The organism is Pseudarthrobacter sp. S9, from assembly GCF_050156545.1.
Classification (GTDB): domain Bacteria; phylum Actinomycetota; class Actinomycetes; order Actinomycetales; family Micrococcaceae; genus Arthrobacter.
Map to the genome: position 1 here is coordinate 2486368 of NZ_CP189576.1, position 22572 is coordinate 2508939.

Genomic DNA, 22572 nt, shown 5'->3' on the forward strand with positions numbered 1-22572 from the left:
GGCTGCCTCCGGGGCAACGTGCGGGGTATGCCGATGACTGGTTCGTTTCACTGGACTTCCCTCCAGAGCTCGTCCGGCGACACCTGGCTGGCTTTGACTGGTGCGGGCGCGAGAGGCAGGCGACGGCCGCGCACGTAGCCGATGGCGGTGGCCGCGAGGACAGCGATAATAGTCGCCGCACGGCCGAGTCCGGCTGGCTCCTCGCCACGGATCCAGCCGCGGACTCCGGCAAACACCGCCCGCGGCAGAATCTGCCGGACATACCGCCGTTCAGGGCCCAGTGCCCGCTTGTGGCCAACCACCCTGCTCACCTGTGCTTTGGAAATCCCCTCGGACCAGGAGCGTGAGAGCATGTAGCGCAGGGTGCCCCGCTCCGCAGGGACGTGGTGGTGCACCAGGGCAGCCGGTTCGTAGACGACACGGGAACCGGGGGCACCGAGTACGGCCCGGATGCAGAGTTCTGTCTCTTCACAGCCCAGCGGAATGGCGTCCTGGCGACCTAGCGAAGTGTTGAAACCGCCGACACGGTTGAGGACGTCAGCGCGGAATGACATGTTCGCCCCGATGACGTTGCGCACCTCGGCGGCGACTTTGGGCACGCCCCGATACGTGCAGCCGACAATCCAGTCCAGCTCTTCGGCGAAGTGACCCGGACGCCCAGCTGCCCATAGCGGCTCGACCCGACCACCCACCGCCAGGACGTCCTGGTCGTCGTAGAGCGCCGCAAGCCGCTCCAGCCACGCCGGCTCCGCCTCGGCGTCGTCGTCGAGGAAAGCCACGATCTCGGCGTTTGCCACGCCGGCTCCGGTGTTGCGGGCGCCGGAGAGGCCCTTGGGGCCTGTGTTTTCGACGATCACCGCGTCCGGGACCGTGAAGATGAGCCTCTTGTAGAGTTCCATGTTGTAGTCGACGACGACGATCGTCTGTTTGGGCGTCAGCGTTTGGGCGCGAACGGATTCCAGCGCGCCCATCAACATCTCCCACCGCTCCTCGGAGTAGGAGCAGATGACCACAGAAACTGCCGGCAATCCGGAAAACTGGGACATCTTATTCACCCGCCCGCAGGCCCAGGACACTCTGGGGATCCGTAGGGATATGGGGGAAAACGGTGCTGGGATACTTGTACTTCACCCGTCGCAGGGCCTCGGGACGAGCTCCGGCGGTGGGTGCCTCCCAACTCACGCGTTCCCGCGCGAGGGTCCTCAGTACGCGCCACCCGTCCCGGAATGTGTGGAGATTTGACTGCCCGGAGATGCGGGAAAGCTCGTGGCTGGGCACTTCGGCAATCCGAAGACCCGCCCTGGAGGCCCGCACGATCAGTTCGGTCTCGATCTCGAAACCGTCCGACTTCAGTTCCAGAATGTCAACGCATTCCCGGCGGAGCGCTATGTAGCCGTAGCACAGGTCCGAGTAATCGCTGTGAAGGACAGCGTTCGCGAGCGCAGTCAGCATCCTGTTACCGCTGCTGCGCAGCCAGGTGATGTCGTCTGAGCCGCCGCCCGTCACGTAGCGCGAGCCTTTGACGAAGTCGTATTCGTGCTGGAGCGGCGTGACCAACCAGCCGATCTCCTGGGGGTCCATGCTCCCGTCCCCGTCCAGCATGACGATGATGTCACCGGAGGCCGCGGCAAAGCCGGCGCGCACGGCGTTGCCTTTGCCGGGACGTGGCTCGGCAACCACTACGACGTCCAGACGCAGGGCCCGGGCAACATCGACGGTGCCGTCGAGGGAGCGGCCGTCGACTATCACTACTTCGTCCACGTAGGAGGGCATTCGTCGAAGAACCCAGGGCAGGTTCATTGCCTCATTCAAGGTGGGGATGACCACACTGACGGACGGGCTTGCCGGAGGGGGCGTCGTTTGGGGGCGCACATTCGGTTTGAGATTTGGGATAGACACTGGCCTCACCACTCAATGACGTAGTCTGCTCGCCTCAACCACCGCGCTTTCCCTGTCCCTCCAAAAGGGGAAGTAGACCCGTGCTGTTCGCTGATCAGTTGTAGGCAACTTAGTGAAATACCCCAGACCTAAATATTGGTCGCGTCACCTTGCATTAACCTTGGGTTAAGTTGAAACTTCAACTGAACTGTTCGTCAAGTGGATGTTGCTGAAAAGCATCAGCCGCTTTGGCACAAAAAGCAGTTGATCGCCTGGTTCCGTCCGTGCGACACTGACCGCATGCGGACACCCGTTAAGGGGGGCGCCGCCAGAATAAACGCCCGGCGCCTCCGTAGCTTCAGGATCATGCTCGCTCCCGCCGTCGTGCTGGTGCTCGTCGGCTGCGGTGCCGACCCGGCTGCCACGGGCCAGCGGCCAATGTTCACCTCGGGGTCCGCTTCACCCAGCGGTTCAACATCCGAGTCACCCGCGGGATCAGCAGCCGCTTCACCCAGCGGTTCAACATCCGAGTCACCTACCGGGTCAGCACCCGCTGGCGCCGCCCCGGGCTCGGCCACTGGCTCGGCCCCGGAGTCGACCCCCGAGCCGGCCCCTTCTCCGACCCGGACCACGGATCTGACTATGAGCGGCGATCTGCCCGGGTGGAAACAGGTCTTCGCGGAGGATTTTTCCGCTGGCGACGTCCCGGTGGGCGCCTTCCCGGGCGAGCTCTACAAGGCGCGGTGGACCGCGGGATATAAGGATGGGACGCCGGACACGGCCGGGCAAGTCAGCGGAGGAAAATCGGGCTACTACCCGTCGAAAGTGCTCAGCGTCCGGAACGGCGCCCTGGACTGGTACCTGCACTCGGAAAACGGCATTTCCATGGGTGCCGCGCCCATGCCGAAAATCCCGAACGCCAGCGCCAATCCGGCACGTGCCAACAGCTTCCTGTACGGGCGATACTCGGTTCGCTACCGGGCTGATTCGCTGGCAGGTTTCAAGACGGCGTGGCTTCTGTGGCCGGATAGCGGCGTCTGGCCGAGGGATGGCGAGATCGACTTTCCTGAGGGCGATCTCGCCCGGATTATTTACGCTGCAATGCATTTCCCCAGGTCCGGCGCTGACGCTTTTGAAAAGTTTGATTCGGACAAATTCGCCACGTCGTGGCACGTGGCGACCCTGGAGTGGAGTCCGGGGCGTGTTGAATTCTTTCTCGACGGCGCATCCCTGGGTGCGAGCACGACCTCTACCCCCACGACCCCGATGCATTTCATTCTGCAGACCGAGTCCTGCCTGACGGGATGTCCCGCTCCCGAAACCCAGGGGCACGTGTACCTCGACTGGGTCAGCCTCTGGACGCGAGACTGAGAGACCGGCGAGAATGTAGGGCCTCGCTGGGTTTGCAGCCATTCGCTACGCCGCCATTCACCAAACAGTCACCGGGCTACCTTCGCTGGAGGGTGAAGGAGTCGGAGAAGGTGTATCCCTCTGCGGGAACGAACCGTGCGGCCAATTCGGCGGCCGTGGCGGTGACGTGCAGTGTCCCCAGAGCCGGATTTCGGTTCTTTCCGGACGAGCTGGCGAAATAGCCGGCTTCCGGGTCGTCGGCATTGACGTTGTAAAGTCCGACACCACCGACCCCGATAGTGGCGAAAACAGTCCCTGAGCCCTGCGCCATGGTGCTGTCGGTATCGGTCAGGCACCCGGCAGAAAAGCTTGCCGGAACGAGCTCCGGGCATTGCCCGCCCACGCCCAGCTGGTGCGTCCGCTGATAGACGTGGTCATGGCCGGACAACACGAGGTCGACCTTCTTTTCGATCAGCATGTTCGTGAACTCGTGGCCGGCCGGGCAGCCGTAGTTGCCGATGCTCAAGCAAGGGACATGCATGCCCACCACGGTCCACGGGATCTTCTGCGATTTTGCCTCGTCAATGGCGTCCGCGGTCCAACGCCAGCGTTCGCTGTCCTTCGAGTAATCCAGTGGCTGCCCGTCCCGGAAATCGATGCCGGGAGAGACCATGATGAAGCGAACAACCGGATTCTGTTCGGGAGCATCCGCCTGCCACTGCGTGCCGTAGACGCCCTGGACGCCGGGCAGCTTGTTGGGAAGGCACTGGACAAATTTCTCGATATCCCCGTCATGGCCGTCGCTCTCGTGGTTTCCAGTCAACAATTGATAGGGGAAGTCCGCGCCGAGGCTGCCGGTGACCATGTCGCAGAACTTCTGTTCGATCCCGGCCTTGTAGGTGAAGTCGCCGAGGGTGAGGTTCAGGTGGGGTTTGAGCCCCGCAACGACGTCGAGCACTTTCCGGGCCCCCGTGCTGACGCCGATGTCTCCTTGGGCGGTGAAGTGCACGGGGGCGCCAGGCGCCGTTGCGGGGCTGGATATCGGTGCCGGCGTTGGGTCCGGCGGACCATGCTGGCAGGCGGACAGTATCAGGCCCAGGCTCAGCAGGCCGGCTCCGATGCCAGCCTTGCCCAGTTTGCCCAGATTGCCCCGCGATCCGGCCACGATTCCTCACATCATTGGGTTGATCAGTATTCTGCGAAAATTCGGTGTTGCTCGGTATTACTCGCTATTTGTACGCCAGACTAACTCGGCAATGGGGGCGAAGACCGGATCCGGGTTTCCCTGCGGCGGTGTCCCGTCGTGTCCTGCGCTGTTGCCGGAGGCGCCGGCGCCCGTGGGCCGTCCAGAGCCGCGCCCTAGCCCGGGGCAGTCTTCCTCGTTAGCATGCTTTGTGGGGGAGTACCCCGATGACCCGGCGGGATCGGCCCGCCACCCGCTCGAAGGAGACCGTTGTGACTCTGCCCGAAGGTTTGACCCCCGGCGTCTGGACGCTGGACATGTCCCACAGCGAAGTTGGCTTCAGCGTCCGCCATGCCGGCATCAGCAAGGTCCGCGGCCGCTTCAACGAGGCCTCCGCGGAGGCCCGGGTGCGGGACTCCCTGGCGGATGCCAGCCTGCATGCCACGGTCAAAACCGCCAGCTTCGATTCCGGTGACGCCAACCGGGATGCCCACGTCCGCGGTGCCGACTTCTTCGACGTCGAGAAGTACCCGGAGATGACGTTCCGCGCCACCGGGATAAGGGGCGACGGCGAGGACTATGTGCTGACCGGCGATCTCACGATCCGCGACGTCACCAAGCCCGTGGAGCTCGAAGTCGAGTTCACCGGCATCGCGGTGGATCCGTTTGGTGCAACCCGGGCAGGCTTCAGCGCCGAGACGGACATCAGCCGCAAGGCGTTCGGCCTGACCTGGAACGCCGCCCTCGAAGCGGGCGGCCTGCTGGTCAGCGACAAGGTCAAGATCAACGTCGAGGCGGCCTTGGTGAAACAGGCCGCGTCCTAGGACGGATCGCGCTGCCAGCCGGGCTGCGGCCGGCCTGGCACCGTGCCGCTTCGTGGCGGACTCCTCCGCGGTGCCGGCCGTCAGCACCACCCTCAGGGAGGCCAAGGGCCGAATCGGCACCGGGCGGGAGACAATGGAGCCATGAAGACACTCCTGAACATCATCTGGCTGCTCTTTGGCGGGCTGTGGCTGGCGCTCGGATACTTCCTGGCCGGCATTGTCTGCTGCCTGCTCGTCGTCACCATCCCGTGGGGGCTCGCCTCGTTCCGCATCGCCTCCTACGCGCTCTGGCCCTTCGGCCGCACCGTCGTGGACAAGCCCGGCGGCACCGGCGTGTTCGCCCTGCTGGGAAATGTCATCTGGCTGCTCGTGGCCGGCATCTGGATTGCGGTCGGGCACGTGATCACAGCCTTCGCCATGGCCATCACGATTGTCGGCATCCCGCTGGCGATCGCCAACCTCAAGCTCATCCCGGTGTCCCTGATGCCGCTGGGCAAGCAGATCGTCCCCAGCAATACGCCTTTTGTGACGGCTTACGGGAAGGGCCGGCGCTAGGGCTCCTGCGGCAGCTTCGACGGGGTGCCGACCCCCGCCTCCGGCGAATCCTCCAGCCAATCCTCCAGAGAATTCAGTCCAAGGAAACCGAGGAAGACCAAGATGACTGAGAAGGCACCCACGAGCGAAGACCTCATGCTGGTCATCGTCCGCGAGTTCAAGGCCCCGATCGCTGTGGTGTGGTCCGCGCTGACGGACCCGGACCAGGCCCCGGAGTGGTGGGGTCCGCACGGCTTCCATGTCCCGCGTGAGAGCATCGACGCGGACCTGGAGATCGGCGGCCTGTACCGGGCCTGCATGATCCAGGAAAGCACCGGGCAGGAACACTGGTGGAGCGGCGTCCACACCGACATCGAGCCGCCGAGCCTCCTCGTGTTCACCCACGCCTGGGACAAACCGGACGGCACCCGGGGCTTCGAGACCGAGGTGACGATCCAGTTGGAGGAGATCGACGACGGCACGCAGATGACCTTCACCCAGGGACCGTTCGAGTCGGCGGCAAGCCGCGACAGCCACGGGGACGGCTGGCGTGAGTCGTTCGACCGGCTGGCGAATCACGTGAGAGTCACCGCCTGACAGCGCCCGGCCCCGGTGACTAAGTCCAGTCTGGCGGCCACGCACCGCGTGGCAGCTAAGTCCTGCAGAAAGCACCGTCCGAAAGCAGTGCGACGGCGGTACTGGCGTTGAGTTCGGCGGCGATCTCCACGTCTTCGGCGTAGCCTCCGAAGATCAGCTCCCGGCCGCTGGAACACTCCCGAAGTGTCTCCGCGAGCCGCGGTTCCGCAGCGGCAAAGGCGTGCGCGGCCCACATGGCCTCTGGAGAAAATCCGGTCCGGCGGTGTCCAGGAAGAGCGGCGAGGAATGCTCCCGCCCCCAACTGGTCCTCAAGGGCCGGCCGTAGCGCCCCGCCGGGCCACTGTTCCCCCGCGGCGACCACGGCAATCACCGCCCCAGGCGGCAAATGCTCCGCAGCCCACTCGGCCGTGGCCCGGGCGTTCCGCAGCGATACTGCAGCCACTCTCGGCGCCAGTCCTGCCAGCGCGTGGGAGATGGTGGAGCCGTTGGGGGAGGGCAGCACCACCCGGCCCAGCTGGGGCGCCTTCCGCAGGCTCGCGGGCGAAAGGCTGGGCCCCGGGCCTCCGCGCCTGCCGGCGAGCTGGGCTCTGCGGCCCCGGGCGAAGTCTTCGGCGGACCCGTCTTTCCATCGGTAGGGGAAGACCTCGACCCCCCGCTCCACCGCGACACTGACGCATGTGGTGAAACTCAGGACGTCCACCACCACCGCGAGCTCGGCGCCGGGCGCAATGGCCATGGCGCCGTCGAGCCCCCACTCACAACGGACGGTGAACGGCAGCTGGCGGTGCGCCGGCAGGGCCTCGCTCATCCGAGTTCGCCGCGCAGGTTCCGGCGGGCCGCCGCTTGCCAGAGTTCGCGGCCCCGGCTGGTGTGGAAGAGCGGCTCGAGCTGCAGGAGCTGGCGGACGACGGCGGCGCGCCCGGCGGCGAAGTCGGCGTCGCCGATGTGCGCGAAGTCTTCCCTGACGGCGGCCAGGTAGCGGCCGTAGGCTTCGGGTTCCCCGCCCAGAACGGAAAGGTCGGCGTCGCTGAGCAGGGCGCCGGCGTCGTCCCCGGGCGCCGGCCGGTGGCCGGCCGTGAGCCGGACCAGGCGCGCCACCTCGTCCACCTCGGCGGCCGGGAGTCCGGCATGCCGGAGCCGGTCCTCGGCCAGCCTGGCGGACTCTTCCTCGTCCTGATCCGCGACGCCGCGGTAGACGGCGTCATGAAACCAGGCCGCCAGCAGTACCGTGCGGGGCGGCGCGGCGGGGTCGGCCAGGAGGTCAAGGGCCTCCAGGACGGCCAGCAGATGGGTGCGGCCGTGGTACTTCCGGTGCCCCTCGCCCCAGCGGTCCAGCAGGTCCAGGAAGAGGGCGTCGTGGCCCGGCAGCACCTCGCTCCAGCGGTTCAGGAGCGGGACCTTCAGGGCTTTCCCGCGCTGGCGGGCAGGGATCCGCAGCCCGCTGGCGATCAGCTTCCGCACCAGGATCCGCCCCTCCACCGGGACAGCGCCGGCCGCCACGAGCGCCCTGTACCGGGCCTCGACGACGTCGTAGTGGTCGCCGTCGAACGCCCGCTCCGGGATGCCGGCCGCCGCCGCGAAGGCGTGCAGCTCTTCGATCGAGGTGTCCGAGATCAGGTGGGAGAAGTGGGTGCCGTGGGCAGGCCAGAGCGGCGGATCAACGTAGACGGCCATGCAGGCAGTCTAATGCGGCCCGCGCCGGGTGGACCCGTATGCGGCAGCAGTCCGAAGCCTTCATCGCCGACGAAATTCAGCCAGACGCCGCCCGTGGCATAGGGGGCGATGTTTTCGCGGAACCGTTTCACCCACGCCTTCGCCTGCTGGCCGCAGGGGCGCGCCGGCGGCGGCCGGGCCTGCGACGGCTCCGCCCCAGCGGGCGACCAGCTGCTGGGAACGGGGACCGGGCAGGTTCCGCGTCGCGTCAACGATCAGGATGGTCCGGCTTAACCCATGTCATGGCAGTGCTCCTTGGTGACCATGGCTCCGCCCCACTCAAAAATCGTACGGCGGGGTCCTGCCGGAGGCTATGGGTAATAACTTGGACGATGCTTGCTGTAGATTATGCTTTTGCGGACAGAAGATCATCGTAACTCCGCAGATGAGGAACTAGGATCGCACTATGCCTAATATTCGCGTCTCCGAGGCGGCACGGTTTCTCGGTGTCAGTGACGACACCGTCCGGCGCTGGATCGAGAACGGAAGCCTGACTCCGGTCAAGGACGACGCCGGCCGGCTGGCGGTGGACGGACTGGAGCTCGCGCAGCTTGCCCGGGAGCAGGCCCAGCTCCCGGACGACCCCGCCAAGGTGGGCAGCTCGGCCCGGAACCGCTTCGTGGGACTGGTCACCGCCATCACCGCGGACACCGTGATGGCGCAGGTGGAGCTGCAGTGCGGGCCGTTCCGGGTGGTGTCGCTGATGAGTAGCGAGGCCGTGCGCGATCTGGGGCTGGAGCTCGGGTCCGTCGCCACCGCCGTCGTCAAGGCCACCACAGTGATTATCGAAACACCCAAGGGAAAGAGCCTCATATGAGACTCGTGCCAAAGTACTCCGCTCTGCTCGTCGCCGCCATACTCGTGGTGGGCGTTGCAGGCTGCGCGTCGGGAACGCCCGGCGGCGCAGCCGGCACCACCGGTTCGGGGGCGAGCGCCAGCGGGCCGCAGACGCTATCCGGAACCATCACGGTCTTCGCGGCAGCCTCCCTGAAGGGCACGTTCACCAAGCTGGCCAGCCAGTTCGAGGCGACGAACCCCGGCACCAAGGTGGTGCTGAGCTTCGCCGGCTCCTCGGACCTCGTCACCCAGATCTCCCAAGGCGCCCCTGCCGATGTGTTCGCCTCGGCGGACACCAAGAATATGGTCAAGCTTTCCGACGCCAAACTGCTGGAGGGGACCGCGACGAACTTCGCCACCAATGTCCTCGAGATCGCCGTCCCTCCTGCCAACCCGGCGTCGATCACGTCCTTCGCCGATCTGGCCAGGCCCGGCGTCCGCGTGGTTGTCTGCGCACCCCAGGTCCCCTGCGGAGCCGCCGCCGATACGGTCGAAAAGGCCACCGGCGCCACGCTGAAGCCGGTCAGCGAGGAATCGTCCGTGACAGACGTGCTGGGCAAGGTCACTTCGGGCGAGGCCGACGCCGGCCTGGTGTACGTCACGGACGTCAAGACCGCCGGAGACAAAGTCAAGGGCATTCCCTTCGCCGAATCGGACCAGGCCGTCAACACCTACCCGATCGCCACAGTAGGCTCGAGCAAGAACAAGGAGCTGGCGGCGGCGTTTATTGCGCTGGTCACCGGCAGCGAAGGCAAGAAAGTCCTCGGCGACGCCGGGTTCGGCACACCGTAAGGAACGCATGACGCACGGCAGGGGCAGCGGGTATCACGGCATCCCGCGCTGGATCTACCTCTTTGCCGCGGCGGGCGCCCTGTTCGTCCTGCTGCCCCTCGCCGCGATGGTCGCCAAAGTCAACTGGCGGCAGTTCATCCCCCTGGTTACCTCGGAATCGTCGCTTACCGCCCTCGGACTGAGCCTGCGCACCTCGGCGGCCAGCACCGTCCTCTGCGTTCTGCTGGGCGTTCCGCTGGCCCTCGTCCTGGCCCGCGGACAGTTCCCCGGGCAGCGGCTCCTGCGCTCCTTCGTCCTGCTGCCGCTGGTTCTGCCGCCCGTCGTCGGCGGCATCGCGCTGCTCTACACCTTCGGCCGGCAGGGCCTGCTCGGACGTTCAATGGAAATCGCGGGGATCCAGATTGCGTTTTCCACGACGGCGGTGATCCTCGCCCAGACCTTCGTGGCCCTGCCGTTCCTTGTGGTCAGCCTCGAGGGTGCCCTGCGCTCGGCCGGGAGCCGGTACGAGGCCATCGCCGCGACCCTCGGTGCCCGCCCCACAACGGTGCTGCGCAGGGTCACGGTCCCGCTGGTCCTGCCCGGGCTCGCCTCCGGTGCCGTGCTCTCCTTCGCTAGGAGCCTCGGCGAATTCGGCGCCACGCTGACCTTCGCGGGCAGCCTGCAGGGCGTCACCCGCACCCTGCCGCTGGAAATCTATCTGCAGCGAGAGACCGACGCCGATGCCGCCGTCGCGCTGTCACTGCTGCTCGTGGCCGTTGCGGTGATCGTAGTCGGCCTGTCGTATCGGCGTCCGGCGGTTGCCGGCGCCCGCAGCGGCACCCGGCGGGAGCTGTCGGGGCCATGACCGTCCGGATTGAGGCTGCCGTCGCCGACCGAGGCTTCGACGTGTCACTGAGCCTGGCGCCTGCCGAGACGATCGCCGTGCTTGGCCCGAACGGGGCCGGCAAGTCCACGTTGCTGTCGGTGATCGCGGGCCTGCTCCGCCCGGACACGGGCCGGGGCGAGGTGGATGGCAGGGTCCTGTTCGACCTGAGCCCCGGGGTGAACACCTGGACTGCGCCGCACCGCCGCGGCACCGCTCTCCTGGCCCAGGAACCCCTGCTGTTCCCGCACCTGAGTGCGCTCGAAAACGTCGCCTTCGGGCCGCGGAGTGCGGGGGCGGCCAAAGCCGCCGCACGCGAGACCGCCTTGCGCTGGCTGGCCGAAGTCGACGCCGAATCCCTCGCCTCCCGGCGACCGGGGCAGCTGTCCGGCGGCCAGGCCCAGCGCGTGGCCGTGGCGCGGGCGCTGGCGGCCAACCCCGACGTGCTGCTGCTGGACGAGCCGATGGCCGCCCTCGACATCCACGCCGCACCGCTGCTGCGCCGGCTGCTCAAGCGGGTCCTTGCCGGCCGCCGGGCCATCATCGTCACCCACGATGTCCTGGACGCCTATATGCTCGCCGACCGGGTGATCGTGCTGGAGGACGGCAAGATCACGGAGGAAGGCCCCGTCCGGGACGTTCTCCAGCGCCCGCGCAGCCGCTTTGCCGCCGGACTTGCCGGGATGAACCTGGTCGCGGGAACCGTCACCGCCACCGGCATCCGCTCGGCGGAAGGACTGGAATTCGCCGGGCAGCATGACGACCCGCTCCTCCCCGGGCAGGCGGGCGTGGCCGCGTTCCCGCCGTCGGCCGTGTCCGTCTTCCTCAGCGAGGCCCACGGCAGCCCGCGGAACTCTTTCCGGGTGACCATCACGGACCTGGAGCCGCACGGGGACCAGATCCGGGTCCGGGCCGGCGAGATGTCAGCGGACATCACGCCCGCCGCGTCCGCGGACCTCGGCCTGGCCCCCGGCATGGGCGCCTACTTCGTGGTCAAGGCGGCGGCGGTGTCGATCTACCCGGCGTAGGTGCCGGCTGTCCCCGGGCTGCTGCTACCGCCGGCTCGTGCCGGCAGTTCCGGCTTGCTACTCGCGGGTGCGGCGGACGGGGTGCTGGCTGACGATTGAGACGCGGTTGAAGGCGTTCATCGTGATCACCAGCCAGCTGACGGCGGAGAATTCCTCGGCCGTGAGATGCTTCCTGGCCCGGGCGCCTTCACGCTCGCGGGCATGGGCGTCGGAGATGTTCGTGACGGCCTCGGCCAGAGTCAGGGCCGCTCGCTCCTTCTCGGTGAAGAGATTCGTGTCGCGCCAGGCGGGGAGTACGGCAAGGCGCTGGGCGGACTCGCCGTTCTTCACGGCGTCGCCCACGTGCAGGTCCAGGCAGAAGGCACAGCCGTTGATCTGCGAAATGCGGACGTTCAGCAGCTCGATCAACGTCCCGTCCAGCCCCGCTTCCGCGGCGGCTTCCTTGGCTTTCAGGCCCAGACCGTTGAGGGCGCGCCACGCCGCGGGATGTTCCTTGTCCAGAAAAACACGCTGCTGTTCGGGTATTTCCGCTGCCGCCGCCTCGTCCATGGACCCAGAATACCTACGCACTTCGGTGCAGCCCCGAGCATCGTGTGACAATCTTGTCAAACCTGTGACAAGATTCAGACGCGGAGGGTATTTTGATTCGGTGGACGGCTCCTTGGGGGAGCCGGCCACCGAATCGCCCTCCGGGGCGGATCATCCCCGTGGGACATGTCCATTCCTTGGCCCTGGCAGTGGGCATAACGGGAATGTGTCCGGCGGTCCGGTTTAGAGGGGGACATGTCCAGTGGTCCGGTCTGAGCGCGGGGGGACATGTCCATTCCTTGGCCCTGGCAGTGGGCATAACGGGAATATGTCCGGCGGTCCGGCTTCGCGGGGGACATGTTCGGTGGTCCGGTCTGAGCGCCGTGGGACATGTCCATTCCTTGGCCCTGGCAGTGGGCATAACGGGAATATGTCCGGCGGTCCGGCTTCGCGGGGGACATGTTCGGTGGTCCGGTCTAAGCGCCGGGGGACATGTCCATTCCTTGGCCCTGGCAGTGGGCATAACGGGAATATGTCCGGCGGTCCGGCTTCGCGGGGGACATGTCCGGTGGTCCGGTCTGAGCGCGGGGGGACATGTCCATTGGTGCGGACCAGCGAGGCACATGTCCAGGGCGGGGCCAGCCAGGAGGACATGTCCGGTCATCGGCGCGACCCACGGGAGGACTCGGCCAGTCAGCATAACGGCTTCATGTCCATTGGTGCGGACCAGCGAGGCGCATGTCCAGTCAGCGTCCGGCCGGCGCCGTTGCACGCACCAATTCAGCGCCCGAGGCCGCCATGGCGCCCGGATCGCCGGCAACGATGATGCCGGCAAAGCTGTCCGCGAAATCTCCCGGGTCCGGGTCCACGGAGCCGACGACGGCGTACACCGGCGTCGTTCCCGCGCGGGCGAGGATGGCGGCGATGATCTTCCCCTGGCTGGTCTGGGAATCCAGGCACCCTTCGCCGACCACCACCGCGCTGCTCGCGGCCAGTTGCGAGTCGAAGCCCAGCAGGTCGAGCACATAGTCCGCACCGGACACCAGGTCGGCCCCGTAGCGGGCCCACATGCCGGCGGAGAAGCCGCCGGCCGCACGCGTCCGGTCCACCGGGCGCGGATCGCGGCCGTACTCAGAAGCGAACGAATCCGCCAGCAGCTCAAGCCGGCGGGTGAGCACCTCAACCGTGGCCCGGTCGGCGCCCTTCTGTGGCCCGAACACGCGGGCGGCGTCGTTGAACCGCGTGGTGACGTCGCTGAGGATCACGATGTCTGCGCCGCGGAGGCCGCCGCGCTCCTCAATCGCGGTGATGGCACCGGCCCCGCCATCGGTGGTGGCTGAGCCGCCCGCCGCCACCAGAATGCGGCGTGCACCGTGCCGTACGGCCTCCGCAATCAGCACGCCGGTGCCGTAGGTGCTGGCGGCCACCGGGTTCCGGTCGCCGGCGGAGGGCAGGTTCAGGCCGCTCGCGAACGCCAGTTCGACGACGGCGGTCCCGTCTGCTGCCAGCCCGATCGCCGCCTCGACGGGGTCTCCCCACGGGCCGAGGGTGCTGACCCGGGCAGGGCGGGCATCCAGCCCGCGGACCAGCATCTCAAAGGTTCCCTCGCCGCCGTCGGCCACGGGCAATTCCACGGCCGTGCCGCCGGCCGCCCGGATTCCGGCGGCAATGTGTCCGGCCACTTCGCCCGCGGTGAAGGTCCCCTTGAAGCTGTCCGGGGCCACCAGGATGCTCATCGGCTCAGAAACCCACGTTGCCGCGGCCCTTGAGCTGCAGCATCTGCCGTGCCTCGTCCGGGGTGGCGACCTCGAAGTTGAGGGCTTCCAAGATGGTCCGGATCAGGGTGACCTGTTCGGCGTTGGAGGTGGCCAGCTGTCCAGGCCCGATCCACAGGGAATCCTCCAACCCGACGCGGACGTGGGAGCCCATGGCGGCACCGATCGTGGCAAGCGGCATCTGGTTCTTGCCGGCGCCCAGGATGGACCATTCGTAGTCCTCTCCCAGCAGCCGGTCGGCCGTGCGGCGCATGTGCATGAGGTCCTCGGGGTGGGCGCCGATGCCGCCGAGCAGCCCGAAGACCGACTGGACAAACAGCGGACCCCTGGCCAGTCCGCGGGCGTGGAAGTGGGCGAGGTTGTTCAGGTGCGAGATGTCGTAGCACTCGAACTCGAAGCGCGTGCCGTTCTCGTTGCCGATGCCCAGGATGGTCTCGATGTCCTGGAAAGTGTTCTTGAAGACGAGGTCGCGGCTCTTTTCGAGACCCTCGCGCTCCCAGTCGTGGCCGAACTCCGTAAAGCGGTCCAGCATCGGGTACAGCCCGAAGTTCATCGAGCCCATGTTGAGCGAGGCGAGCTCGGGCTTGAAGATGGCCGCGGGCTGCATGCGCTCCTCGACGGTCATGTGCGGCGAGCCGCCCGTGGTGATGTTGATGACGGCGTCGGTGTTGCGCTTGAGCTTGTCCAGGATCGGGGCGAAGTGCTCCGGGTGCTGCGAGGGGCGGCCGTCCCTGGGGTCGCGGGCGTGCATGTGCACAATCGCGGCGCCCGCCTCGGCGGCGCCGATCGCGGCGTCGGCGATCTCCTCGGGCGAGATCGGCAGGTACCGGGACATGGACGGGGTGTGGATGGCGCCGGTGACGGCGCTGGTGATGATGACCTTGCGGGCAGCAGCCATGGAAATGTCTCCTTGGTGAGTCGGATCGTGGGACGGAGGATCGCAGGCGGACCGGATCCCGGTGCGTCAGGTCAGTAGAGTTTTTCCGTGTTGCCGTCGACGGCGAGAGCCTGGCCGTTGACGTTGCGGGCCATGTCGCTGGCGGCGAAGACGGCCATGTTGGCGATGTCCTCGGCCTCGATCAGCCGGCCCAGCGAGGACTGGTTATGGTACAGCGCCGACACCTCGTCCTCCGGCAGGTCCAGCATCCGGGCCCTGGCGGCGATGACGGCGTCGATGCGCGGGCCGTTGACGGCGCCGGGGCAGATGGCGTTGACGCGGATGCCGTCCGGACCGAGTTCGATCGCGAGGGTCTTGGTCAGCCCGACGACGGCCCACTTCGACGCCGAATAGGCGCTGCGGCCGGCCATGCCCAGCCGTCCGGCGGCCGAGGAGAGGTTCACGATCGAGGCGTTGCGTCCCTGGCGCAGCAGGGGCAGGGCGTGCTTGATGCAGAAGAACTGGCCGTGGATGTTGACGTCGAACGTCGTTTTCCACGCCGCGGCGTCCAGCGTCTCGAGGGGCCCGGTGGGTCCGGCGATTCCGGCGTTGTTGACCAGGATGTCCAGGCCGCCCAGCTCCTCCTGGACCGTGGCCATGAGCCCGAGGACCTGCTCCTCGTCCGAGACATCGCTGACGGCCGCGAAGAGGCCGTCGACGCGTGCCTGCCCGACGGCGTCGGGGTCAATGTCGGTGACGAAGACGGTGGCGCCGAGTTCCCGGAATTTGTTGGCGATGGCCAGGCCGATGCCGTTGGCTCCGGCAGTTACGAGGACCCTTTGTGAGCTGAAATCCATGAGTAATCCTTGGGTTGGGGTGGCCGCGTGGGAGGCCATTGGTTGCGTCAGCGGGCTGCGTCAGTGGGCAGCAGGGATGCCTTGGGGCTTCTCCGTGCCGCGCTTGAGCAGCAGGGAGAGCAGCGCGCCGAGGGCGCACATGGCCACGATGAACCACAGTCCGGAGAGTTTGGAGCCGGTGGCGTCCTGCATGAAGCCCATGACATATGGGCCCAGGAAGCCGCCGCAGAGGCCGATGGTGTTGACGAACGCGATGCCGCCGGCAAGGGCCGCGCCGCTGAGGCGCGTGGCCGGGTAGGTGAAGAGGATCGGCTGCAGGGCGAAGAAGTTGAAGGCTGCGAGGCAGAAGCCGATCATGCCGATCACGGGACCGCCGACGGCGCCGAGGGCGAAGCCCGCCACGATGCCGATCATCGTTCCGGTGACCAGCATCCGGGAGCGGCGGCCGTCGGTGGCGAAGCGGGGGACCAGCAGGGCGCCGGCGGCCGAGAAGATCCACGGCACAGCGGTCAGCAGGCCGATCTGCAGCGGGTTGAGCTTTCCGTAGGTGCCGATGATGGAGGGCAGGAAGTAGGACAGGGCATAGACGGCGATCTGGTGCGTGAAGTAGACGCCGACGACGAGGAGGATCTGCTTGTCCTTCAGGACGTCGCGGAGCCGGTGGTTGCCGGAGGCCTCGGCGCCGGCGGTTTCTTCGGCGGCGATGCGGGCCTCGAGGTCGGCGGCCTCGTCGGCGGTGAGGAACTTCGCCTGGCTGGGACGGTCCGGGAGCTTTTTCCAGACCACGTAGGCCAGCACGCAGGCGGGCAGGCCTTCGACGAGGAACATCCACTGCCAGCCGTGCAGCCCGCCGAGGCCGTCCAGGGTCAGCAGCAGGCCGCCCAGCGGGGCGCCGACGATGTTGGCGATGGAGACGCCCAGCAGGAACATGCCGTTGGCCTTGGCCCGGTCCTTGACCACGAACCACTGCGTCAGGAAGTACATGACGCCCGGGAAGAGGCCGGCCTCGGCCACGCCCAGCAGCATCCGCATGATGTAGAAGGACCATTCGCCCTGGACGAAGGCCATGCAGGCGGAGATGATGCCCCAGGTGATCATGATCCGCATAATCCAGAAGCGGGCGCCGACCTTGTGCATGATCAGGTTGGACGGGATCTCGGACAGGGCGTAGGTCAGGAAGAACAGTCCGGCGCCGACCCCGTAGGCGGTGGCCGAGAGGCCGAGGTCGATCTCCAGCTGGTCCTTGGCCATGCCGATGTTGGTGCGGTCCAGGAAGGCCATGATGTAGGCGCCGATCAGCAACGGCATCACGCGGCGGAGAATCATGCCGTTTATTTCCTGCGGTGTGCGCATCTTCTTTGGTGCGGATACAACTGACATGGGTCTTCGTCCTCGAATAGGTGGTCGGAATAGGTGGTCAGGATGGGTTGGACGGCATGTTGAAGGCGGACGGCATTCCGGCAGCCCCGTTGAAGCAGGGTGGCTGGCCGCGTTGGGAAGTACTTCAGGGAGCGGGCCTCAGGGGGCGGGCGGAGTGCAGCCGCACGTCCGTCCGATGTGCAGGCGGTGCCGGCACACCTTCGAGGTGTAGCTGCTGGACGGGGAATCGATGCGTTTGAGCAGCATGGCAAAGGCCTCGTGGGCCATTTCCTGCTGCGGCTGGACAATGCTGGTCAAGTTGATCAGCCCTGAGCGGCTGTGGGGCAGTCCGTCGCAGCCGGCGACGGCGACGTCTTCCGGGATACGCAGGCCTTGGGACAGGGCGTACTCCATGACGCCGATGCCCAGTTCATCGCTGCCGCACACGACGGCCTGAGGCGGAGTCCCGGCGGAGAACAGCCGTTCTGCCGCCAGCCTGCCGCCCTCATTGTTGACCCTCGTGCTGATTTTCCGGTCTCCGCTGATGGTGACCCCGGCCGCTGCGGCGGTGCGGACAAAGGCCTGTTCGCGGGCCAACGATGCGGTGGAGAAGCGGGGGCCGATCACCGTGGCGATTTCCGTGAAGCCGTGGCTGAGCATGTGCTGCATCAGCGTGGTCGCCGCGGCGTCGTCGTCGATCCCCACGAAGTCCGAGTCGAGGAAGTCGGCCCGGCGCGAGAGGCACACATAGGGGATCCGGGCCGCCCTCAGGGTACGGAAGGCGGTGGCGTCATCCCGGAGCGAGGCGGCAAGGATGATGCCGTCCACGTTGCGGTGGGCGAGCGTCGAAGTGACCTGGGCGAGCACCTCCGGATCGTCCTGCGTGGTGGCCACGAACACTTCGTAGCCGGACTCCGCGGCGGCGGTGATGATGCCCTGCGCCCAGCGCGGGAACATCGGGTTGATGATGTTCGGCAGGATCAGGCCGATCACCCGGGTCCGCTGCGGGTCCGTTGACTGTGAGGGCCTACGGGGCCTGAAGCCGAGCTCGTTCGCCACCTGGATGATGTGGCGGCGGGTCTCCGGCGATACGCCGCCCTTCCCGTTGAGGACATAGGACACCGCGGCCGGGGAAACCCCGGCGGCCCGGGCCACCGCTGCGGCTGATACCGGCGCCGCGGGGCCATCCGTGGGGACGCTTGTGGTGTGTTCCTGCATGTCCGGCCCTCCTTCGCGTCGCTTGGTGTCTTGGTTCTTGCCCGAGTTCTTGCCCGTGTTCTTGCGTGGGTTCATGCGCTGTGACCTCAGTTACATTAGGTAGCCCGCGGAGCGTTAAGCAACGTTAAGTACGGCTTCCCTCCACTCTCGCGGGGCATTCCGGCCCTAGACAGCCGTTTCGCTGTCGGCAAACATGGACCCAAAGGGGCCACGCGCAAAGTTGAGCGATATAGACTCAACTTTGACAGTAGGATCATTCCGGAAGGAGCTCTCTTTGGACCCGAAATTCACCACCAAGAGCCAGGAGGCTCTTTCGGCAGCAGCCATGAACGCCTCGACGGCAGGAAATCCGCAGCTCGAACCTGCCCACCTGCTCAAGGCGCTCATGGACCAGCGGGAGGGCGTCGCCGTCGCGCTTCTCCGCGCTACCGGTACGGATCCGGATGCTGTCAGCGTCCAGGCGAGCACTGCCATCAAAGCCCTGCCGGCCACCTCCGGCGGTTCGGTGCAGCAGGCCCAGCTGTCCCGGACCGCCATGCAGGCCATCAAGAACGCCCAGAACGAAGCCGAGAGGCTAGGGGACACCTTCGTCTCCACCGAGCACCTGCTGCTCGGGCTCTCGGCCGGGAGCGACGGCGTCGGCAAGCTGTTGCGCGACGCCGGCGCGTCCCACGAGGCGCTCCTCGCCGCCCTGCCAGGCGTCCGCGGCGACCGCAAGGTCAACAGCGCGGATCCCGAAAACACGTTCCAGGCACTCGAAAAGTTCGGCACCGACCTCACCGCTATGGCCCGCGCCGGCAAGCTGGACCCCGTGATCGGGCGGGACGCCGAAATCCGCCGCATCATCCAGGTCCTGAGCCGGCGCACCAAGAACAACCCAGTGATCATCGGCGAGCCCGGCGTCGGCAAGACCGCCGTCGTCGAAGGCCTCGCCCAGCGGATCGTGGCCGGCGACGTGCCCGAAAGCCTCCGCGGCAAGACCCTGATCGCCCTCGACCTCGCGTCCATGGTGGCCGGCGCCAAGTACCGCGGCGAATTCGAGGAACGGCTCAAGGCCGTCCTGGAGGAAATCAAGAACTCCGAGGGACAGATCGTCACGTTCATCGACGAGATCCACACCGTGGTCGGCGCCGGTGCCACCGGGGACAGCTCCATGGACGCCGGCAACATGCTCAAGCCCATGCTGGCCCGCGGCGAACTCCGCCTCATCGGCGCCACCACGCTGGACGAGTACCGCGAAAACATCGAAAAGGATCCCGCCCTGGAACGCCGCTTCCAGCAGGTGTACGTCGGCGAGCCGAGTGTGGAGGACACCATCGGCATCCTGCGCGGTCTCAAGGAACGCTACGAGGCGCACCACAAGGTGGCGATTTCGGACTCCGCCCTCGTCGCCGCGGCCACGCTCTCCAACCGCTACATCTCCGGCCGGCAGCTTCCGGACAAGGCGATCGACCTCGTGGATGAGGCAGCCTCCCGGCTGCGGATGGAGATCGACTCTGCGCCGGAGGAGATCGACCAGCTGCGCCGCGCAGTGGACCGGCTCACCATGGAGGAGCTGGCCTTGGCCCATGAAAAGGATCCCGCCTCCCTGGAACGCCTCGCCGCGCTGCGTGCGGACATGGCGGACAAGAAGGAGGAACTGGCTGCGCTCAACGTCCGCTGGGAGGCGGAGAAGGCCGGTCTGAACCGGGTGGGTGACCTCAAAGCCAAACTGGACGAACTTCGCTCGAAGGCGGACAAGGCCCAGCGTGAGGGCGACCTGGAGACCGCGTCCCGCGTGCTGTATGGCGAAATCCCCGCCCTTGAACGCGAGCTCAACGCCGCTGCTGCAGCCGAGGCGGCCGTGACGGACAAGTCCTCGCAGATGGTGGCTGAGCAAGTCACAGCGGATGACATCGCGGAGGTCATCTCGGCCTGGACCGGCATCCCGGCGGGACGCATGCTCCAGGGCGAAAGCCAGAAGCTGCTGCATATGGAAGAGGAACTCGGAAAGCGGCTGATCGGCCAGTCCAAGGCGGTTGCCGCGGTGTCCGATGCCGTGCGCCGTGCCCGCGCGGGCATCAGCGATCCCAACCGGCCGACAGGCTCGTTCCTGTTCCTCGGCCCCACCGGAGTGGGCAAAACCGAGCTCGCCAAGGCCTTGGCGGACTTCCTCTTCGACGACGAACGCGCCATGGTGCGGATCGATATGTCCGAGTACGGCGAGAAGCACTCCGTGGCCCGGCTCGTCGGAGCGCCACCGGGCTACGTTGGCTACGAGGAAGGCGGCCAGCTGACCGAGGCTGTCCGCCGCCGGCCGTACTCCGTGCTGCTGCTGGACGAGGTGGAGAAGGCCCACCCCGAGGTCTTCGACATCCTCCTGCAGGTCCTTGACGACGGCCGTCTCACCGACGGCCAGGGCCGCACCGTGGACTTCCGCAATGTGATCCTGGTGCTCACGTCCAACCTAGGCAGCCAGTTCCTGGTGGACCCGACCCTGGACGCGCACGCCAAGCGGAACGCGGTGATGGCCACTGTGAATGCGACCTTCAAACCGGAGTTCCTGAACCGGCTCGATGAGATCGTGCTGTTCGATGCCCTGACCGTGGATGAACTGGCCCGCATTGTGGAGCTGCAGGTTGCCGAGCTTTCCGGCCGCCTCCACGGCCGCCGGCTGTCCCTGGACGTGAGCGACGGCGCCCGCGCCTGGCTGGCGATGTCCGGTTTCGACCCCGCCTACGGGGCCAGGCCGCTTCGCCGGCTGGTGCAGCGCGAAATTGGCGACCGCCTGGCGAAGGCCATTCTGGCGGGGGAGATCGCTGACGGCGACACCGTGCTGGTGGACACCGCGGCCGACGTCGACGAACTCACGATTGAGGGGCTGGAGGCCGTTGTCGGGCCCGACGGCGGCGGCGCGACCGGCAGCGGGCTCTCCGTCCGCCGCAAGGAGTAGGCGACAGGGCAGCCGGCGGTTTCGGCCGGGAGCCGGGCTGGGTCAGCGGAGCAGGGACTCCATGATGACGTTGCCGGTGTCTGCCACCACGTAGCAGTCCACCCGCCGGTCGCCCTTGTCCCAGCTGGTGGAACTCGGGTAGGCGAGCTTGTAGCTGAGCACATAGTCGCCTGACTTCTCCGTGAGGGGCGCCGCTTTGCAGGCGTCCAGCGCCTTCTGCTTGAGCGGGTCCCGGCCGGGGTAGGAATCCGCGGCCGCGTACGCCTCGATCGCGACCAGTTGGGCCGAGTGGCCGGTCCCGCAGGCCACCACGGTGGACTGCGGGGCCTCGGGGTCGAAGTCCTTGAAGCAGTCGCCGAGCCGGAAGTCCAGGGCATTGACGCCTTCCAGCGGCAGTGCGCCGCGGCTGGCGGGGGCCGACGACGAGGCCGTGGGGGCCGGGGTGTTCTCGCCGGCCGAGGGCGTGGTGCCGCCGCCGAGCGAGGATGCCGCCCACCAGATCGCGAGCCCCAGCACGACGAGCACCGCCACGGCAGCACCGACCCGCTTCGGTCCCTGGCGCCGCACCCAGCCGGCCAGGAGCGCACCTTGCCGGGCGAGCACCGTGCCGGCGCCTGACCGGTTGCTACGATCCGAGGGCGTCAGGAACGGTGAAGGCGTAGTTGGCATCGTGGAGGGTGCCTCGGAAGGCGTGACTATCGGCAGTGCGGACGTCGGCGGCCTGGAAGGCTGCGGCGGGACGGCGCCGGAGCCGGGAGCTGATGCCGGCGGTTGGGACGGAAGGGCGGGGACCGACGGCGGCCCGGGCTCACCGGCAGGCGGAACCTCAGGCAGCCCGGTGTCGTGCCTTGCGTTCTCTTCAGTCACTGAGAAATTCACCACTTCCGTGCGTCTTCGCCGTGGCTGGAGGCCCGGCGCGGTGGCCCTTTTCGGGGAGCCCACCACGAAACTGTACCGAAGAAGCGCGCGTGGCCGCATGCTCCGGCGGCCGCGCCCATGGCCGCCGGAGACGCCACACTGTCCACAGGGGGTGGGCTGGCAAGCAGCCGGGGCCGAAAGCATGTAATCTAGGTGTACGACAAATTGACCAAACATTCCGGGGCCTCACCGATCGCCAAAGGTGACCACCTCCGGTCCAAGTACAAAAGGGGGTCACGCCATGGGGCGCGGCCGTCAAAAGGCAAAAGCTACCAAGCAGGCTCGGGATATCAAGTACTACTCCCCGAACACTGACTATTCGGCCCTTCAGCGCGAGCTCACGGGCCCGGGAAGTCGTGCCACGAGCCACTTCGCGGATGACCCGGTCGAGCCGGATTATTCGGCCTACGTGGATAAGTACGCGGACGATTTGGAAGAAGACGACGACGAGGTAGATTCTCGTCGAATAGGTTAGTCGTCGCCCGCTGAAACTGCGGTAATGCTGTCAGC

At 67.1% G+C, this 22572-nt stretch carries 22 protein-coding genes; 10 read left to right on the plus strand and 12 right to left on the minus strand.

Going from position 1 to position 22572, the window contains the following annotated elements; all coding sequences use genetic code 11:
- Positions 1 to 47 precede the first annotated feature (47 nt).
- Both ACQCSY_RS11845 and ACQCSY_RS11850 read right to left on the minus strand, forming a co-directional pair.
- Positions 48 to 1028, minus strand: coding sequence for a glycosyltransferase family 2 protein (locus ACQCSY_RS11845; RefSeq protein ID WP_427128985.1), 981 nt, complete (start codon positions 1026 to 1028; stop codon positions 48 to 50).
- A gap of 19 nt (positions 1029 to 1047) precedes the next feature.
- Positions 1048 to 1908, minus strand: coding sequence for a glycosyltransferase family 2 protein (locus ACQCSY_RS11850; RefSeq protein WP_427128987.1), 861 nt, complete (start codon positions 1906 to 1908; stop codon positions 1048 to 1050).
- A 612-nt stretch (positions 1909 to 2520) separates the two neighbouring features.
- On the opposite strand from ACQCSY_RS11850, the gene ACQCSY_RS11855 reads away from it, so the two are divergent.
- On the plus strand, positions 2521 to 3249 hold the full coding sequence (locus tag ACQCSY_RS11855; RefSeq protein WP_427128989.1) for a glycoside hydrolase family 16 protein: 729 nt from the start codon (positions 2521 to 2523) through the stop codon (positions 3247 to 3249).
- Between the two features lie 76 nt (positions 3250 to 3325).
- On the opposite strand, the gene ACQCSY_RS11860 is transcribed toward ACQCSY_RS11855, so the two are convergent.
- Positions 3326 to 4393, minus strand: a complete 1068-nt coding sequence (locus ACQCSY_RS11860; protein WP_427128991.1) for a metallophosphoesterase — start codon at positions 4391 to 4393, stop codon at positions 3326 to 3328.
- A gap of 290 nt (positions 4394 to 4683) precedes the next feature.
- On the opposite strand from ACQCSY_RS11860, the gene ACQCSY_RS11865 reads away from it, so the two are divergent.
- The 3 genes from ACQCSY_RS11865 (at position 4684) to ACQCSY_RS11875 (ending at position 6366) form a co-directional block, all read left to right on the plus strand.
- Positions 4684 to 5235, plus strand: coding sequence for a YceI family protein (locus ACQCSY_RS11865; protein ID WP_427128993.1), 552 nt, complete (start codon positions 4684 to 4686; stop codon positions 5233 to 5235).
- Positions 5236 to 5376: 141 nt separating this feature from the next.
- Positions 5377 to 5790, plus strand: coding sequence for a YccF domain-containing protein (locus tag ACQCSY_RS11870; protein ID WP_427128995.1), 414 nt, complete (start codon positions 5377 to 5379; stop codon positions 5788 to 5790).
- Positions 5791 to 5892: 102 nt separating this feature from the next.
- Positions 5893 to 6366 carry an SRPBCC family protein gene (locus tag ACQCSY_RS11875; RefSeq protein ID WP_427128997.1) on the plus strand — a complete coding sequence of 158 codons (474 nt, stop codon included), beginning with the start codon at positions 5893 to 5895 and terminating at the stop codon, positions 6364 to 6366.
- Between the two features lie 55 nt (positions 6367 to 6421).
- On the opposite strand, the gene ACQCSY_RS11880 is transcribed toward ACQCSY_RS11875, so the two are convergent.
- Complete coding sequence (locus ACQCSY_RS11880; protein WP_427128999.1) at positions 6422 to 7174, minus strand: 2-phosphosulfolactate phosphatase; 753 nt, start codon at positions 7172 to 7174, stop codon at positions 6422 to 6424.
- A complete protein-coding gene (locus ACQCSY_RS11885) occupies positions 7171 to 8040 on the minus strand; it encodes a DUF4031 domain-containing protein (protein WP_427129001.1) in 870 nt (289 codons plus the stop codon). The genes ACQCSY_RS11880 and ACQCSY_RS11885 overlap by 4 nt, the downstream gene beginning before the upstream one ends.
- 445 nt (positions 8041 to 8485) lie before the next feature.
- Between ACQCSY_RS11885 and ACQCSY_RS11890 the strand changes: the two genes are divergently transcribed.
- The 4 genes from ACQCSY_RS11890 to ACQCSY_RS11905 are packed head-to-tail and all read left to right on the plus strand — an operon-like array spanning position 8486 to position 11598.
- Complete coding sequence (locus ACQCSY_RS11890) at positions 8486 to 8896, plus strand: TOBE domain-containing protein (protein ID WP_427129003.1); 411 nt, start codon at positions 8486 to 8488, stop codon at positions 8894 to 8896.
- The gene (gene modA, locus ACQCSY_RS11895) at positions 8893 to 9708 is read left to right on the plus strand and encodes a molybdate ABC transporter substrate-binding protein (protein WP_427129004.1); all 816 of its coding nucleotides are present in this window, start codon (positions 8893 to 8895) and stop codon (positions 9706 to 9708) included. Before ACQCSY_RS11890 ends, modA begins: the two co-directional genes overlap by 4 nt.
- A 7-nt stretch (positions 9709 to 9715) precedes the next feature.
- Positions 9716 to 10552 (plus strand): ABC transporter permease, encoded by an 837-nt coding sequence (locus ACQCSY_RS11900; protein WP_427129006.1) that lies wholly within the window; start codon positions 9716 to 9718, stop codon positions 10550 to 10552.
- Positions 10549 to 11598, plus strand: coding sequence for a sulfate/molybdate ABC transporter ATP-binding protein (locus tag ACQCSY_RS11905; RefSeq protein ID WP_427129007.1), 1050 nt, complete (start codon positions 10549 to 10551; stop codon positions 11596 to 11598). Before ACQCSY_RS11900 ends, ACQCSY_RS11905 begins: the two co-directional genes overlap by 4 nt.
- A 57-nt stretch (positions 11599 to 11655) precedes the next feature.
- Here ACQCSY_RS11905 and ACQCSY_RS11910 read toward each other — a convergent pair whose 3' ends face one another.
- The 6 genes from ACQCSY_RS11910 to ACQCSY_RS11935 all read right to left on the minus strand — a co-directional run bounded on the left by ACQCSY_RS11910 (position 11656) and on the right by ACQCSY_RS11935 (position 18287).
- Positions 11656 to 12147: a carboxymuconolactone decarboxylase family protein gene (locus ACQCSY_RS11910; protein ID WP_427129009.1), complete on the minus strand. Its 492-nt coding sequence runs from the start codon at positions 12145 to 12147 to the stop codon at positions 11656 to 11658.
- A 725-nt stretch (positions 12148 to 12872) separates the two neighbouring features.
- On the minus strand, positions 12873 to 13862 hold the full coding sequence (locus ACQCSY_RS11915; protein WP_427129011.1) for a glycerate kinase: 990 nt from the start codon (positions 13860 to 13862) through the stop codon (positions 12873 to 12875).
- A gap of 4 nt (positions 13863 to 13866) precedes the next feature.
- Positions 13867 to 14799 (minus strand): 3-keto-5-aminohexanoate cleavage protein, encoded by a 933-nt coding sequence (locus ACQCSY_RS11920; protein WP_427129013.1) that lies wholly within the window; start codon positions 14797 to 14799, stop codon positions 13867 to 13869.
- A 71-nt stretch (positions 14800 to 14870) separates the two neighbouring features.
- Positions 14871 to 15635 (minus strand): SDR family oxidoreductase, encoded by a 765-nt coding sequence (locus ACQCSY_RS11925; RefSeq protein WP_427129015.1) that lies wholly within the window; start codon positions 15633 to 15635, stop codon positions 14871 to 14873.
- Between the two features lie 60 nt (positions 15636 to 15695).
- The gene (locus ACQCSY_RS11930; protein ID WP_427129017.1) at positions 15696 to 17015 is read right to left on the minus strand and encodes an MFS transporter; all 1320 of its coding nucleotides are present in this window, start codon (positions 17013 to 17015) and stop codon (positions 15696 to 15698) included.
- A 138-nt stretch (positions 17016 to 17153) separates the two neighbouring features.
- Complete coding sequence (locus ACQCSY_RS11935; protein WP_427129019.1) at positions 17154 to 18287, minus strand: LacI family DNA-binding transcriptional regulator; 1134 nt, start codon at positions 18285 to 18287, stop codon at positions 17154 to 17156.
- Positions 18288 to 18486: 199 nt separating this feature from the next.
- Here ACQCSY_RS11935 and clpB point away from each other — a divergent pair, with 199 nt between their 5' ends.
- Entirely contained in the window at positions 18487 to 21144 is a 2658-nt protein-coding gene (clpB, locus tag ACQCSY_RS11940) for an ATP-dependent chaperone ClpB (protein WP_427129021.1), read from the plus strand.
- Positions 21145 to 21186: 42 nt separating this feature from the next.
- On the opposite strand, the gene ACQCSY_RS11945 is transcribed toward clpB, so the two are convergent.
- Positions 21187 to 21813: a septum formation family protein gene (locus ACQCSY_RS11945; RefSeq protein ID WP_427129023.1), complete on the minus strand. Its 627-nt coding sequence runs from the start codon at positions 21811 to 21813 to the stop codon at positions 21187 to 21189.
- A 490-nt stretch (positions 21814 to 22303) separates the two neighbouring features.
- Between ACQCSY_RS11945 and ACQCSY_RS11950 the strand changes: the two genes are divergently transcribed.
- Positions 22304 to 22537: a DUF3073 domain-containing protein gene (locus ACQCSY_RS11950; RefSeq protein ID WP_426979751.1), complete on the plus strand. Its 234-nt coding sequence runs from the start codon at positions 22304 to 22306 to the stop codon at positions 22535 to 22537.
- Positions 22538 to 22572 lie beyond the last annotated feature (35 nt).